Raw genomic sequence first — 16,108 nt, forward strand, 5'->3', positions numbered from 1 at the left:
CCTCCAAAACACAACTGTGCGTGTTTTTGATTGATGAATATCTTACATAGCACCTAATTCTTTTAGGTTCTTTTCGGAATTTGCTTTAACATTAGCTGGAGGATTTAAAGCTAAAGATTTTTTAAAACACTTAATTGCAGTTTTATTTTCGCCTTTTGCTCTATAAGCTTCACCTAGACTATCGTGCCAATTAGCATTATCTGGATCATTTTTTACATTCATACTCATATATTCAATAGCTCTATCGTAGTCCTTTGCAGCAATCATAGCATAGCCTATTCTATTAATTTGATTGGGATTCGCCATAGTAATAGCCTCATCCATAGTTTTTCCAAAGCCTTCCACATCCCCTTTTTTCTGAAGAATTTGTGCTTTAATGGTTAATCCATTTACTGTTTTCTGACTAAAGAATTGCCCTTCTAATGCCGAATTAATCCAACCTAAAGCTTCATCTAAATCACCACCATTATTCAGCGCAAAACTTGCTGCTTGCTCCCAATTTTGTCTTGTAAAGCCAGTTTGCCCTTTAAACTGAGCTCTTATGTCTTCCAATACAATTTCACTAACATCAACTTCAACCTTAAAAGGAATCGCTTTCTTTTCCCATTTTAATGTCGCTGTAGTAGAATTAGCAGTCACCTCATCAAAATCGTATGTCAACAATTCGGTATGGTCAATGTCTTTAAGTTTTACATCAGCTCGCAAGGCGTCATTTTCAGGATCATAGAAGTAACTTCCCCAAGCATCCTTGTCTTTAGATAAAATAATGGTAGCATTATCTGCGTCCTTTACATTAATGTGAAGACCATAAGTACCCGCTTCAATAGCTTTACCTTCAACTTTAGCATCGTGTGTAAATGTAATTGTAGTGTTTTCGTTAGCTCCTGCTCTCCAAGGTGCCGCTTTAGACGTTCCAAAGCCTAAGTTATTCATACCATAAGGCACCAACTTTCCCCAAATTTCACGACCATTTACACTTGGTCTTGAATATGTTATAGTAATATCTGTAGTACCTACACGTTGCATCACCGAAGCCATTTGGCTTCCACGCGGAGTGTTTAGTTGCGCCATTGCTGAAGAAGAAAAACACAGCAACAAACATGTTACAAAAGAAGTAATTGTCGTTTTCATTTTAATAGGGTTTAGATTAGTAGTACCACAAATTAGTCTGATTATAAAAGCATGACTGTTAGCAAGTTGTTAAAGAAATAACCAACTCTGTTAATTAACGTATTGTTAAGAACAGTAAATCTTCAGAAAAATAATTCCACTAAATCATTTATATTAGTCAACCAACTAAGCATATTATGATTACCAAATTCGGTCAAAAGTTTACTGATAGCTTTACCAAATACATGCCAAGTGCATATGTTTTTGCACTGCTATTAACTATATTAACAGCAATTTTAGCTTTAATACTTACAGAAAGTAAGCCTATTGAAGTTTTAGAAGGATGGTACAACGGCTTTTGGAATTTACTTTCCTTTGGAATGCAGATTGTTTTAATCATTATTACCGCTTACTGTATAGCACAATCTTCAGTTGTAAAAAAAGGCATTGACCAATTAGCTAGAGTTATAAAAACACCAACGCAAGTCTATTTTGTTATCATAGCCCTTGGCTCATTACTATCCTTAATTAGCTTTGGTATGGTTGTTATAACCGCTATTTTAGGTCGTGAACTTGCTCTTAGGATAAAAGGCATCCACTACCCTTTTTTAGTCGCTTGTGTGTATTTCTCGTTCAATGGTTGGGTTTGTGGCTTATCGAGTTCAATTGCGCTGTTATTAAACACAGACAATAATTTTTTAATTGAAAGTGGTGTGCTCTCCGAAACCATTTCAACAAGTTATAGTTTAGGCTCTACTCTAAATTTACTTATGATTATTCTATTTGTAGTGGTTTCACCTGTTTTATTTTGGATACTTATACCCAAATCGTTTGCCGGTAAAGAGCTTAAAGATTTACAAACAAATACTACTGAAGACGATAACACTATAAAAGAAGAAGCTTTGTCTTACAAACTACCATTCAAAGCTATGTCTGATGCTTTAAACAATGCTGGTTGGCTACAACTTAGTGTTGCATTTTTAGGTGTGATTTACATCGTTTACCATTTTACCACCAATGGTTTTGATTTAAACTTCAACATTATGATTTTTATCTTTTTAATTGTTGGTATGTTATTGCACATAACGCCTATGCGCTACACTATTGCCATGAAACGCGCCAGTAGTAACATTTCTGGAGTATTGTTTCAATATCCATTTTATGCAGGTATAATGGGTATAATGATGGCTTCTGGTTTGGGAGAAAAAATAAGTAATGGCTTAATCTCTATAGCTACTCCAGAGTCTTACGCATTTATATCTTACCTCACAGGTGGAATAATCAATTTTGCAATTCCTTCTGCAGGTGGAGAGTTTGCAGTAATAGGCCCAAGTATTATTAATATGGTTCAAGAATTAGGTAGCAACCTCTCACCTACTGAAACCACTGCTATGATCGCCAGAGCATCTATGTCAGTAGCTTACGGCGAAAGCTTAAGCAATCTTTTGCAACCCTTTTTCTTATTGGTAGTATTTCCTGTAATGGGAAAAGGCATCAAAATACAAGCTAGAGATGTTATTGGTTATTTGTTTATCCCATTTATTGTCTTATGCATTTTACAGACATTTTTGGTGACTTTCATTCCGTTGTAGAATAATTTATAAATTACATCGATAATTACATTATAACTTATTGAATTTCATATTTTAAAATCTAATTTTATCTCATAAACCTATGTAATATTTATTCACAGAAATTATAATTAGTTATGAAAAAACCCATTTTTTACTTAACCTGTTTTGTTATAGCTGCATTAAGCCTTAATAGCTGTAATAAAGATGACGATCAACCTACTAGATTAGACACAGCAGACTATTCTGCTGATGTTGTTTTATCGTGGATTGAACTGACCTTACAATTAACCAAAGAAACTCCTGGATTTTCACCTCCAGTAGCAGCTAGAGTATATGGCTATTCTGGTTTAGCTTTATATGAAAGTGTAAGACACGGAATGCCTGGCTACAAAACTCTTGAAGGACAATTGACAGAATTCAACGAAGGCACTATTCCTGCTATAGAAGAAAACAAAGACTATCATTGGGGAGCAGTAGCTAATAGTACATTGGGAGTGTTTTTACAAAATTGCTTTCAAACTACCTCTACTGAAAACCTTACATTAATTAGTGATTTGAAAGCACAGTATGAAACTCAATTTAGATCAGAAGCTTCAGATGCAATTATAGATCGATCCATTGCTTACGGTGAAGCTGTTGCAAACGCTTTATTAGCTTATGCACACAGTGATGGACAATCGGAATGTTATAATTCTAACTTCCCTTCTTCTTATGTTGTTCCTGTAGGTGATGGATTATGGGAACCAACCAGTACAGCCAACCCTATTCCATTACAACCATATTGGGGAAATGTTAGGCCTTTCATGGAATCTAATATAGATGACTTATTACCTGTACCTCCTCCAGCTTATTCAACAGATACAAATTCTGATTTTTATGCAGAAGCTATGGAAGTTTATAACGCAGTTAATAATTTAACTGAAGAACAAGTTGTAATTGCTGAGTTTTGGAGTGACGATCCTGGAAATACGGCAACACCACCTGGTCATTCTTATTCTATTATGATGCAAATACTATCTGATGAAGGTGCTGACCTTGCATTTACTGCAGAAGTGTATGCTAAACTTGGGATGGGAGTACACGATGCTTTTATTTCTTGCTGGAATGCCAAGTACCATTATAATTTGGTAAGACCTATTACCTACATCCATGATCATATTGATAATACTTGGTCTATACCTTTAGCAACACCACCTTTCCCAGAATATACCTCAGGACACTCTGTACAATCTGGTGCGACAGCTCAAATTTTAACCGATTTGTTTGGTGACAACTATGCTTTTACTGACCGCACACATATAAACAGAACAGATATTGATGGTTCTCCTAGAAGTTTTAGTTCGTTCTATGATTTTGCTGACGAAGCTGCTATTAGCAGACTTTACGGAGGCATACACTACAGCTCTGCTATATATATTGGTGTTGACCAAGGTATTTCAATTGGAGAAAACATAAATACTTTGCAGTTTAAATAAATAAAGGTTTCTTAAACCTAAGAGAACAATAGAAATCAAAAACAGCAGACAAATCTTAAAAATTGTCTGCTGTTTTTTTATGCTTTATGTTAAAGACTAATTTAATCACCTAGCGTTCAAATAGTTTGGTATAGAAACGGAATCGTATATCTAAAGTTGTAAGACCAAAAAAATCAAGTCATTAACATCATTAAGCTATAGACGCCAAATCGTTTACAAACTCAAATCGCACTAAACCATCCTCATCAATGCTTGTTAAACTTACTTTATGAAGTGTATTTACAAGGCCTGGATTCCAAGGTGTTTTCACTTTTACGTAGTTTTCCGTAAATCCATGAATATAACCTTCTTTGTTTTCGCCTTCAAATAAAACAGTTCGCTCTGTATCTAATTGTGCTTCATAAAAAGCTCTTCGTTTCTTTGCAGAAAGACCTCTAAGCATTTTACTTCGCTTTGCTCTTATATGCTTTGGCACTACACCATCCATAGCAGCAGCTTCAGTATTATCGCGTTCGGAATATGTAAAAACGTGTAAATAAGAAATGTCTAGCTCATTTAAAAAATTATAAGTTTCTAAAAAGTGCTCATCTGTCTCACCAGGAAAACCAACAATAACATCCACACCAATACAGGCATGTGGCATTACTTCTTTTATTTTACAAACACGATCTACGTATAATTCGCGCATGTAACGACGCTTCATTTTTTTAAGAATAGTATTACTTCCACTTTGCAAAGGCACATGAAAATGAGGTACAAATGCTCTGGATTCTGAAACCAAGTCTATAGTTTCATTCTTTAGTAAATTGGGCTCAATAGATGAAATCCTTAAGCGTTCAATGCCTTCTACCTTATCTAGCTCTGTTACGAGGTCTAAAAACGTATGCTCGTGTTTTTTATTCCCAAATTCACCTTTACCATAATCACCAATATTTACGCCAGTTAAAACAATTTCCTTAATCCCTTTTTCTGAAATTTCTTTAGCATTTTTAAGCACATTTTCCATAGTGTCACTACGAGAAATCCCTCTTGCTAAAGGAATTGTACAATATGTACATTTATAATCGCAACCATCTTGTACTTTTAAAAACGCTCTGGTTCTGTCTCCAATAGAATAACTACCAACATAAAAATCGGCTTCTTCAATTTCGCAAGAATGTACTTCGCCAAAATCATTTTTGGTAAGGTCGTTTAAATAATCTGTAATCTTGAATTTTTCAGTCGCACCCAAAACCAAATCCACACCATTAACATCTGCTAATTCTTCTGGTTTAAGCTGCGCATAGCAACCTATAGCAGCAACAAAAGCATCTGGATTAACGTTTTGAGCTTGTTTTACAATAGTTTTAAAGCGCTTATCTGCATTTTCGGTAACCGAACACGTATTTATAACATAAATATCTGCTTTATCTTTAAAATCTACACGGTCAAAACCTTCGTCCTTAAAACTTCTAGCTATCGTAGATGTTTCTGAGAAGTTGAGCTTACAGCCTAAAGTGTAAAATGCGACTTTTTTTGTTTTCATTTTTTTGTTATCCTGAACTTGTTTCAGGATCTTTTTAAATTTACCTTTAGCACGTGTATTATGAGCAAAAAGTATCTTACAAATTTTGTGGCTGCAAATTTACAACATATAAGTTATATGCGAAAACCCATCAAATTCTCAATCAGTAAATTACCTTTTTATGTATTGATTTTAATGCTATTATCTTGCGGTTCAAAAGCCAACAAAGAACAAGACCACCTTGTTTTTAGATACAATGAGCACAAAAACATTGGCACATTAGATCCTGCATTTTCAAAAGACAATGCAGATAACTGGGCTAATCACCAACTGTATAATGGCTTGGTGCAAATGGACGACCAACTGAATGTAAAGCCTTGTATTTCAGAAAACTGGAAGATTACTGACAGTGCTACAATGTACACCTTTAAATTAAAAAATAACGTGTTTTTTCATAAACACGAGTTATTTGGAAAGGATTCCACAAGAACTGTAAAAGCATCAGATTTTGAGTACAGCTTCAACAGATTAAAAGATAAAAACATAGCATCACCAGGAAGCTGGGTATTGAATAAAGTTGAAAGCTATTCCGCTGTTAACGATTCAACATTTCAAATTAAACTTAAGCAACCATTTCCTGCTTTTTTAGGCTTGTTGACTATGAAATATTGTTCCGTTGTCCCTAAGGAAATTGTTGAACATTACGGTAGTGATTTTAGATCTAACCCAATAGGAACTGGTCCTTTTAAATTTAAACGTTGGGAAGAAAATATAAAACTAGTCTTTAGACGAAATGAAAACTATTTTGAAAAAGACATTAATAGCAAACAGTTACCTTATTTAGAAGCAGTAGCCATTACCTTTTTACCAGATAAACAAAGTGAGTTTTTACAATTTGCACAAGGTAATATTGATTTTGTTTCAGGCCTAGATGGTTCTTATAAAGATGAAATTTTAACTTCTGATGGAAAACTAAAACCGTACTATTCTGAAGATGTAAACATGATTAGAGGCCCATATCTAAACACAGAATATCTGGCATTTTTTATGGAAACAGAAGTTTCTGAATTGCAATCCTTAAAGCTAAGAAAAGCCATTAATATAGGTTTTGACAGAGCAAAAATGATGACGTACTTAAGAAATGGTATTGGAATTCCTGCTTATGGTGGTTTTATTCCAAAAGGCTTACCTGGTTATAATGACACCATTGGTTTTACCTATCAACCAGAAAAAGCTAAACAATTGGTTGCGGAGTTTAAATCTGAAACTGGAATTACAAATCCAGAAATTACATTAACAACCACGAGTAACTACCTAAGCTTTTGCGAGTTTATTCAACGTGAATTGCAAAAAACCGGTTTACAAGTTAATGTTGATGTTATACCTGCTTCTAGCCTTAAAGATGGTAAGGCCAAAGGTCAGCTCGATTTTTTTAGAGCCAGTTGGATTGCCGATTATCCTGACGCTGAGAACTATTTATCACTTTATTACAGTAAGAATTTTGCTCCCAATGGCCCAAATTACACCCATTTTAAAAGCGAAGAGTTTGACAAAATGTATGAATCTGCTTATCTAGAAACTGATCCAAATTTACGTGCGCAGTTGTACACAAAAATGGACTCTCTTATCATGGCTTCTGCTCCAATTGTACCTTTATTCTATGATGAAGTGGTACGATTTACAAGAAAAGAAGTAAAAGGTCTTGGGATTAATGCTACTAATTTGTTAGAATTAAAATACGTTGAAAAACACTAGAAGATAGTGCATTATGGTTTAATATGTAAGGTTTATGGATTTTCATTTAATAGTCCCACAACAATAAAAAACTGTGATAGGTTAAATGCTAAGGCAATAATAGTGCTACTAAAAAAATTATATTGAAAACCAGGCGAAAACATGTTTAAAGCAGTTAAACCATCTACAACTAACATTAATAAGTAACCCACTAAAACTAGGATAAAACTAATTTTATTTACCGCCCTGTACCTTAGATAAGTAAACAAACCAAATAACAACGTAATGAAGAAATAAACCAAAACCTGAACAAAATAAATATCCTTTAAGTTGTTAATAATAGCTGTTAAAATAAAGAGTATATACAAACTGCAGAAAATTAAGAATGGAATTACACGCTTAATATTAAAATCTTCGTAATTTAAAAAACGAACTATAAAACAAATTCTGGCAAAAACCAATAACACTATTGCAATGTTAAAACTGAAAACAGAATAACGGTCTAAAAAAAATAGGTCCCCAAGAAAAAATAATAGTATCCCAAAAACCACTAAAGCAGCCTTTTCTCTTTTATAATTTTGAATATTCTTAAAAAAATAATGTATTATAAGGGCTGGGACAATTGGCTTTAAGAAATAACGGTAGTAACTTGAATTATCTTCATATTTCAGAACTATGTTAATCATTAAAACTACAATGATTAAGGTTATATAGCCAACAAAATGATAAGATAAAATTTTACGCATAGCTCACAATATTTCACTGCACACTAATAATAATTTGAAAACCAATTAAGTATAATGATTTTTATCTAATTTTCAAATAGAGTTTAAATCATTTTAATTATTTATAACCGGAAAAGTAATAAAGGTCATCACCACCTTCGCCTCTATAACGTCTTGAGGACAAATAACCTGTGGTTAGATCATCATTCAAAAAGAAGGAAAAATCATCTCCTTTGCTATTAATAGGCTCATCTAAAGATACCGGAACCTGTCCCTCGTCTTCCGATTCTAAATCGTAAACGTAAATATCCAAGCCACCTTTTCCTCCACGTCTGTTTGAAGTAAAATACAATTTGTTATCTGAGCTTACAAAAGGGAAAATTTCGGTACGAGATGAATTAATGGTTTCTCCTAAGGGTGTAATTTCACCATAAGCTTTATGATTAGAGACAGAAACCTTATATAAATCAGATTTACCTTTTGTTCCTTTTACATCAGCAATAAAATACAAAGTAGATCCATCTGGACTCAACGCTGGATGCGCAAAATTATGATTGGGATCGCAGAAAGGCAAAGTTTCAAAATTGGTCCAACCTTTGCCTTCTACATATTCGGCGCGCTGAATTTGTAAGTTGTAGGTTTCAACACCTTTTAATTTATTCTCTCCTTTATCTATATGGTTAGTGGTAAAATACATGTATTTACCATCATTAGAAAATGTAGCTGAAGACATATTGAACCTACCAAGTTCTGTCTTTTCTACTGGCTTTTCATTTTTAATTTCACCGTCTTCGCTTAATGGAGCTTCATACATAATATAGATAAATCCATCGTACTTATCCTTGATAGGACGCCCTCGTTTTGTAGTTAGGTTATGACTAAAATAAATTTTCTCTCCAACCACTCGCGCTGCAAAATGATCGAGTTCGTTATTAATGTCTAGTTTTTTTACTTCAATATCTTCGCTTTGCGAAAATCCATAGGTTAAGATAAGTAAAAGTAGTCCTGTAAATTTGGTTCGTAACATAACTTTATTCTCTTCTATATTGCTTTGTTTCTTCGAAAATATGCTCTAAAATAGCTTTGTCTTTATCTGTAAATTCTTCCTTGCGTCTTGCCATTACAACCTCAGCCACTTCAAAGGCTTTATTGGTTTTATAGGTAACAAAACCTTTACTTCCTCCCCAAGAAAAACTTGGCACAAAATTACGCGGAAAACCACTACCAAAGATATTAGCACTTACACCAACAACCGTACCAGTATTAAACATAGTATTGATACCACATTTGCTATGGTCTCCCATCATAAGTCCACAAAATTGTAATCCGGTTTTTGCAAAGCCTTCGGTTTGGTAATCCCAAAGTCTAACTTCAGCGTAATTATTTTTAAGGTTTGAGTTGTTTGTATCTGCACCAAGATTACACCATTCACCTAAAACTGAATTTCCTAGAAATCCATCATGTCCTTTGTTAGAGTATCCAAAAATCACTGAATTATTTACCTCACCACCTACTTTACTATGCGGCCCAACAGTTGTAGGTCCATAAATTTTTGTGCCCAGTTTTAGAGTCGCATTATTACAAAGTGCTAATGGTCCTCTAACCACAGAGCCTTCCATAATTTCAGAATCTCTACCAATATAAATAGGACCAGAACTTGCATTGAGCGTTACAAAATTTAGAGTCGCTCCTTTTTCTATAAATATGTTTTCTGGATTGATTGTGTTTACAGTCGCAGGAATTGGTTGCGATTGTCTATCTTTTGTAATTAACGCAAAATCCTCTTGTATGGCTTCACCATTCTTAGAAAAAATATCCCAAGTATTTTCAATAGATAGAATTTCACCTTCAAATTCAATGGATTCAAAGCCTGAAAAATCATTAACCTCTTCACCTTCTTTAGCAAAAAAGGCGACAACGTCATCACCTTTAAATAAAGCTTGGTTAACTTCCAAGTTTTTTACAAACTCAACAACCTCCATATTTGGCAAGAAAGAAGCATTAATCATAATGTTTTCTTCCATTTCCACCATAGGAAACTTATCTGCAAGATAATCTTCGGTTACTGTGGTGGTGGTATATTCTAAGTAAGATTCCCATTTCTGACGAATCGTTAGGATACCTACTCTTATATCAGCCACTGGTCTTGTAAATGTAAATGGTAACAGGTTGTTACGGTAAGGTCCGTCAAATAATATGTAATTCATTTTAAGTCTAATATTAAAAGCTTAAAAGTTTGAAGTTTTATATACTTCAACTTAAAAACCAGTTGCATAAACACCAATTACAAAATTTCTAAACCTATGTTTGCACTTTGTGAGGTATTTATTTATCTCAAAAGTAGGTTAATTGTATAAAACAAAAAAGCCTTTCTGTTGATAGAAAGGCTTTATCGATTATCTGTAAGCTAAGTTTATTTCTTAAACTTAGCGTATTTGTTTTTGAATTTATCAATACGACCAGCTGTATCTACTAATTTAGACTTACCAGTATAGTATGGATGAGATGTTCTAGAAATTTCCAATTTTACTAATGGATATTCAACACCATCAACCTCAATAGTTTCACTTGTATTTGCTGTAGATTTAGTTAAAAACACATCGTCATTAGACATATCTTTAAACGCTACTACTCTATAATTTTCTGGATGTATTCCTGCTTTCATCACTAAATGCTTTAAAATAATTCGATTTTTTCGAGGTGCAAATTTAAGTATTTTTTATAAATGTACAATCTTTTTAATAATTTTTATTTTACAATTTTGATGTAACATATTACTATCTTTGAGTACTAACTAAGCATATTAACTAAATAATCAACTTTAATTATGGAAAATTTAAAACCAAAGGCTGGTAAATTTGCGATTAACTACGGTCTAATCTTAGGATTAGTAATGATTTCTATTGCAGTAATAATGTATGTTACTGGCATGGCACTTGAAGGAGTTCAATGGCCAAATTATCTATATTATATAATATTTCCTGTAGTGATTTTTTATGCAATTGGTCAGTACAAAAAAGCAAACGCTAATGTATTAAGTCTTGGAGATGCCATAAAAGTAGGATTGGCTATAGCTGTAGTAAGTGCAATCGCATATATTATCTATGGCTTTATTTTTAATTATGTTATAGATCCAGAATTTATGGGACAAGCATTAGAGGTCGCTAAAGATAAAATGCTCGAAAATCCTAACATGACCGAAGAGCAAATAGAGCAAAGTCTAAAAATGATTGAAATGTTTACCAATCCATTAATTGGTTCTGCGTTCTGGATTGCGATGAGTGCAATTTTTGGCTTAATATGGTCATTGATTGCAGGATTAGTAATGAAAAACAATTCGTAATTACGCGTTAAATAATTTCATTATTTTTGAAGTCTAGAAATTAGACAACATTTATATGAATATATCAGTAGTTATACCACTACTAAACGAAGAAGAATCTTTAAAAGAACTACATGATTGGATAGTATCTGTGATGCTATCCAATCAGTTTTCTTACGAGATTCTTTTTATAGATGATGGCAGCACTGATGGTTCATGGAAAGTGATATCAGAACTTTCAGACACCAATCCTTACGTAAAAGGTATTCGTTTTCTAAAAAACTTTGGAAAATCACAAGCATTGCATGCAGGTTTTGCAAAAGCAAAAGGAGATGTTGTTATTACAATGGATGCGGATTTACAGGACAATCCTGAAGAAATTCCAGAATTGTATCAAATGATTTCTCACCAAGGCTACGATCTGGTTTCTGGTTGGAAAAAGAAACGCTACGATTCTGTGATATCAAAAAATATGCCTTCAAAATTATTTAATTGGGCAGCACGAAGAACTTCTGGTGTAAAACTCAATGATTTTAACTGTGGCTTAAAAGCATATAGAAATACCGTTGTAAAACATATTGATGTGTATGGCGAAATGCATCGTTACATTCCTGTATTGGCAAAAAATGCTGGTTTTACGAACATTGGCGAAAAGGTTGTACAGCATCAAGCGCGTAAGTATGGCAAAACTAAATTTGGCATGAACCGTTTTATCAATGGTTTTTTAGATTTAATAACCATTTGGTTTATTTCACGATTTGGAAAAAGACCTATGCATCTCTTTGGTGCGCTAGGTGTTATTATGTTTATTATTGGATTTTCATTTGCGTTTTATCTTGGCTTAGATAAATTGTTCTTTAACCCAACTGGTCGTCTTATAACTGACAGGCCTCAGTTCTATATTGCTTTGGCAACTATGATTATTGGTTCGCAATTTTTTATAGCTGGCTTTTTAGGCGAACTTATTTTGCGTTCAAAACGACAAGAACAACGTTATTTTATAAAAGAAGCCATAAATTTATCATAATTACACAGATTTATCTTTTATATTAAAGGACGCATATTCAAGATTGTTTACTTTTGTAATGTTATACCTTTTTACTTATGATTTACATTAAACCAGAGATTTTAGAACGTGTTAATTCTTGGTTAACACCTGCTTTTGACAGTGAGACGCAAGATCAAATAAAACATACTATTGCTTCTGACCCAAAGGGATTAGAAGAAAGCTTTTATAAAGATTTAGAATTTGGTACTGGTGGAATGCGAGGTATTATGGGACTTGGCACCAACCGAATCAATAAATATACCTTAGGAAAAAACACGCAAGGTTTAAGTAATTATTTAAAACAATCCTTTCCAAACGAACAGGCAAAAGTGGCAATTGCCTACGATTGCAGACACAATAGTAAAACCTTTGGCAAAGTCGTTGCTGATGTGTTTTCTGCAAATGGCATTAAGGTTTATTTATTTGAAGATTTAAGACCTACTCCAGAATTGTCTTTTGCTCTAAAACATCTCAACTGTCATTGTGGTATTGTATTAACAGCATCTCATAATCCACCAGAATATAATGGTTATAAGGTGTATTGGCAAGATGGTGGGCAATTAGTACCGCCTCAAGATGAAGAAATTATTGCAGAAATAAACCGTTTAGATTATTCTGAAATTAAGTTTGAAGCCAATTCTGATTTAATTGAGTACATAGGAAAAGATGTTGATGATGTCTTTATTAATGCTTCAATTGAAAATGGAAGCTTTGACACTTCCTCTGAAGCCAAGGAAAATCTTAATGTGGTTTTCACCTCTTTACACGGTACATCAATTATGTCTATTCCAGAGACCTTAAAACGTGCTGGATATACCAATGTACATATCGTAGAAGAACAACGTGAGCCAAATGGTGATTTCCCTACGGTGGTATCTCCTAATCCAGAAGAACCTGAAGCCCTAAAAATGGCAATGGCTCTAGCTGAGAAAGTAGATGGAGATATTGTTATTGGTACAGATCCTGATTGTGACCGTTTAGGTGTTGTGGTTAGGAACTTAGAAAACGAACTAGTGATTCTTAATGGTAACCAAACCATGCTTTTAATGACAGATTTCCTTTTAAAGCAATGGAAAAATTCTGGTAGAATTAACGGTAAACAATTTGTAGGCTCTACAATTGTTTCTACACCAATGATGTCAGTTCTTGCAAATGCCTACAACGTAGAATGTAAAATTGGTTTAACAGGTTTTAAATGGATTGCTAAGATGATTAAGGATTTTCCAGAACTTAATTTTATTGGTGGTGGTGAAGAAAGCTTTGGGTTTATGGTTGGTGATTTTGTTAGAGATAAAGATGCTGTAACCTCTACCCTTTTGGCATGCGAAATTGCAGCACAAGCTAAAGCTAATGGCAAAACACTGTATGAGACTTTAATTGAATTGTACGTAGAGCATGGTTTCTATAAAGAACGTTTAATATCCCTAACTAAAAAAGGCATTGAAGGCGCTCAGGAAATAAAACAAATGATGATTGATGCCAGGGAAAATCCATTAAAAGAAGTTAATGGCTCTAAAGTGGTGAAAATTGAAGATTATCAATTATCTATTGTTAAAGATGTAAATACAGGTAAGGAATCAACAATTGATATTCCAAAATCTAACGTATTAATCTATTATACTGAAGATGGAAGTAAAATTGCCTTAAGACCAAGTGGAACAGAGCCTAAAATAAAATTCTACATTAGCGTTAACACTAAACTTGACAATGTGTCTGCTTTTAAAGAAACGGAGCAATTGTTGGAAAACCAAATTGACGCTATCCTAAGGGATATGAATATCTAGCTTAATGGATTATATAAAAAAACTCATACCTTTTGCCTTACCGTATAAAAAGTATGCCTATCTAAATATTTTCTTCAATATTTTATATGCACTATTTAGTACACTCTCTTTTGTGGCATTAATACCTGTTTTTAAGGTTATTTTTAGTGACCAACGTAAAGTAAGTGCTAAGCCAGAGTGGCAAGGTTGGCTAAAACTGCAAGATTACGGTGAAGATTTTCTAAATTATTTTATCGTTGACAATATTGAAAAATATGGTGACTTTAAAGTACTTATGATGATGGTTGGTATTATAATAAGTATGTTTTTACTTAAAAATATTTCCAACTATTTGGCGATGTACTTCATCACTTTTTTAAGAAATGGTGTTTTAAAAGATATTAGGAATAAACTCTATAACAAGATCGTATCATTACCTCTCGCTTTTTATTCAGAGAAGTCAAAAGGTGATACTATATCTAGAGTAAGTGCAGACGTTAACGAAGTTAGAAACTCCTTTCTAGCTATTTTAGAAATGATTGTAAGAGAACCACTTACCATTCTATTTTCACTAGTTACAATGCTTATTCTCAGTCTAAAGCTTACGTTGTTTGTACTTATATTTATACCTATATCTGGTTTCATTATTTCAAGAATTGGTAAGTCGTTAAAAAAAGGTTCATTAAAGGTTCAGAAAGAGCAAGGTATATTTTTATCCGTTTTAGAAGAAACCATGTCTGGTCTTAGAATTATAAAAGCATTCAACGTTGAAAAAATGTTTGCCAAAAAGTTTGAAGACAGTAATGACAGATTCTATAAATATTCAAACAAATTATTAAACAGGCAAAACCTTGCATCACCATTAAGTGAGTTGTTAGGTATAATTGTTATTGGTGTTTTACTGGTTTATGGTGGCTATCTTGTTTTTGTAGATAAAACTATGGACGCTAGTTTTTTTGTTGGATACATTTCATTAGCATATAACATCCTTACACCTGCAAAAGCTATTGCTAAAGCAAGTTACAGTGTAAAACGAGGTAATGGAGCTGCAAACAGAATTTTAGAGTTTTTAGAAACTGAAAATGAAATTGTGGAGGTTGAAAACCCAATTGAAAAAGAGACTTTTGAAAATAAAATCACTATAGATAACGTGTCTTTTAAGTATGAAGACACTTATGTCTTGAAAAATTTCAGTCTAGATATTCCTAAAGGCAAAACGGTGGCACTCGTTGGACAGTCTGGAAGTGGCAAAAGCACAATTGCAAATTTGGTTACACGTTTTTACGATGTAAATGAAGGTAGCATAAGCATAGACGATGATAACATAAAACATTTGTCTAAAAAGTCTTTAAGAAGTTTTCTAGGTTTGGTTAACCAAGATTCTATACTATTTAATGATACTGTAGCCAACAACTTAAAAGTTGGAAAACAAGATGCTACAGACGAAGAAATTATAGCAGCCTTAAAAATTGCAAATGCATGGGAATTTGTAAAAGATTTACCTAACGGCATTAATACCAATATAGGAGATTCTGGTGGCAAAATATCTGGTGGACAAAAGCAACGTATTAATATTGCACGTGCAGTATTAAAAAATCCACCAATAATGATATTAGACGAAGCAACCTCAGCACTAGATACTGAAAGTGAGCGCCTAGTACAAGATGCTTTAGAAAAAATGATGAAAAACAGAACTTCTATTGTTATTGCCCATCGTCTTTCTACCATTCAAAATGCCGATGTCATTGTCGTAATGCAAAAAGGAGAAATTTCAGAACAAGGTACACATTCAGAACTTATGGCTAAAAATGGTGTTTACAAAAGCCTGGTAGAAATGCAAAGTTTTGAATAAT

General features: G+C 33.3%; 13 protein-coding genes. 7 read left to right on the forward strand and 6 right to left on the reverse strand.

From position 1 onward, the window contains the following. Positions 1-42: 42 nt before the first annotated feature. The gene (locus tag ACFFGA_RS10630; protein ID WP_386063621.1) at positions 43-1,131 is read right to left on the reverse strand and encodes a DUF2911 domain-containing protein; all 1,089 of its coding nucleotides are present in this window, start codon (positions 1,129-1,131) and stop codon (positions 43-45) included. A 176-nt stretch (positions 1,132-1,307) separates the two neighbouring features. On the opposite strand from ACFFGA_RS10630, the gene ACFFGA_RS10635 reads away from it, so the two are divergent. Next, positions 1,308-2,702 (forward strand): short-chain fatty acid transporter, encoded by a 1,395-nt coding sequence (locus ACFFGA_RS10635; RefSeq protein ID WP_386063624.1) that lies wholly within the window; start codon positions 1,308-1,310, stop codon positions 2,700-2,702. A gap of 116 nt (positions 2,703-2,818) precedes the next feature. Further along, positions 2,819-4,159, forward strand: a complete 1,341-nt coding sequence (locus ACFFGA_RS10640; protein ID WP_386063626.1) for a vanadium-dependent haloperoxidase — start codon at positions 2,819-2,821, stop codon at positions 4,157-4,159. Between the two features lie 190 nt (positions 4,160-4,349). Here the strand turns inward: ACFFGA_RS10640 and mtaB are convergent, their stop codons facing one another. Then, a complete protein-coding gene (mtaB, locus tag ACFFGA_RS10645) occupies positions 4,350-5,684 on the reverse strand; it encodes a tRNA (N(6)-L-threonylcarbamoyladenosine(37)-C(2))-methylthiotransferase MtaB (RefSeq protein ID WP_386063628.1) in 1,335 nt (444 codons plus the stop codon). 174 nt (positions 5,685-5,858) lie between these two features. On the opposite strand from mtaB, the gene ACFFGA_RS10650 reads away from it, so the two are divergent. Continuing rightward, positions 5,859-7,418 carry an ABC transporter substrate-binding protein gene (locus ACFFGA_RS10650; protein ID WP_386064346.1) on the forward strand — a complete coding sequence of 520 codons (1,560 nt, stop codon included), beginning with the start codon at positions 5,859-5,861 and terminating at the stop codon, positions 7,416-7,418. 32 nt (positions 7,419-7,450) lie between these two features. Here ACFFGA_RS10650 and ACFFGA_RS10655 read toward each other — a convergent pair whose 3' ends face one another. The 4 genes from ACFFGA_RS10655 to ACFFGA_RS10670 all read right to left on the reverse strand — a co-directional run bounded on the left by ACFFGA_RS10655 (position 7,451) and on the right by ACFFGA_RS10670 (position 10,787). After that, on the reverse strand, positions 7,451-8,143 hold the full coding sequence (locus tag ACFFGA_RS10655) for a lysoplasmalogenase family protein (RefSeq protein ID WP_386063630.1): 693 nt from the start codon (positions 8,141-8,143) through the stop codon (positions 7,451-7,453). 97 nt (positions 8,144-8,240) lie between these two features. Then, complete coding sequence (locus tag ACFFGA_RS10660; RefSeq protein WP_386063632.1) at positions 8,241-9,149, reverse strand: TolB family protein; 909 nt, start codon at positions 9,147-9,149, stop codon at positions 8,241-8,243. A gap of 4 nt (positions 9,150-9,153) precedes the next feature. Beyond that, entirely contained in the window at positions 9,154-10,329 is a 1,176-nt protein-coding gene (locus ACFFGA_RS10665) for a GlmU family protein (RefSeq protein ID WP_386063635.1), read from the reverse strand. A gap of 206 nt (positions 10,330-10,535) precedes the next feature. Continuing rightward, positions 10,536-10,787, reverse strand: a complete 252-nt coding sequence (locus ACFFGA_RS10670) for a type B 50S ribosomal protein L31 (RefSeq protein ID WP_386063638.1) — start codon at positions 10,785-10,787, stop codon at positions 10,536-10,538. Between the two features lie 162 nt (positions 10,788-10,949). On the opposite strand from ACFFGA_RS10670, the gene ACFFGA_RS10675 reads away from it, so the two are divergent. From ACFFGA_RS10675 to ACFFGA_RS10690, 4 genes are all read left to right on the forward strand, one after another. Beyond that, entirely contained in the window at positions 10,950-11,465 is a 516-nt protein-coding gene (locus ACFFGA_RS10675) for a DUF4199 domain-containing protein (protein ID WP_386063640.1), read from the forward strand. A gap of 55 nt (positions 11,466-11,520) precedes the next feature. Beyond that, positions 11,521-12,471, forward strand: a complete 951-nt coding sequence (locus ACFFGA_RS10680) for a glycosyltransferase family 2 protein (protein ID WP_386063643.1) — start codon at positions 11,521-11,523, stop codon at positions 12,469-12,471. 77 nt (positions 12,472-12,548) lie between these two features. Next, on the forward strand, positions 12,549-14,276 hold the full coding sequence (locus tag ACFFGA_RS10685) for a phospho-sugar mutase (protein WP_386063645.1): 1,728 nt from the start codon (positions 12,549-12,551) through the stop codon (positions 14,274-14,276). Positions 14,277-14,280: 4 nt separating this feature from the next. After that, the gene (locus tag ACFFGA_RS10690) at positions 14,281-16,107 is read left to right on the forward strand and encodes an ABC transporter ATP-binding protein (protein ID WP_386063648.1); all 1,827 of its coding nucleotides are present in this window, start codon (positions 14,281-14,283) and stop codon (positions 16,105-16,107) included. Position 16,108 lies beyond the last annotated feature (1 nt).

The sequence above is a fragment of the Winogradskyella pulchriflava genome (genome assembly GCF_042434315.1).
Taxonomy (GTDB): Bacteria; Bacteroidota; Bacteroidia; order Flavobacteriales; family Flavobacteriaceae; genus Winogradskyella; species Winogradskyella pulchriflava.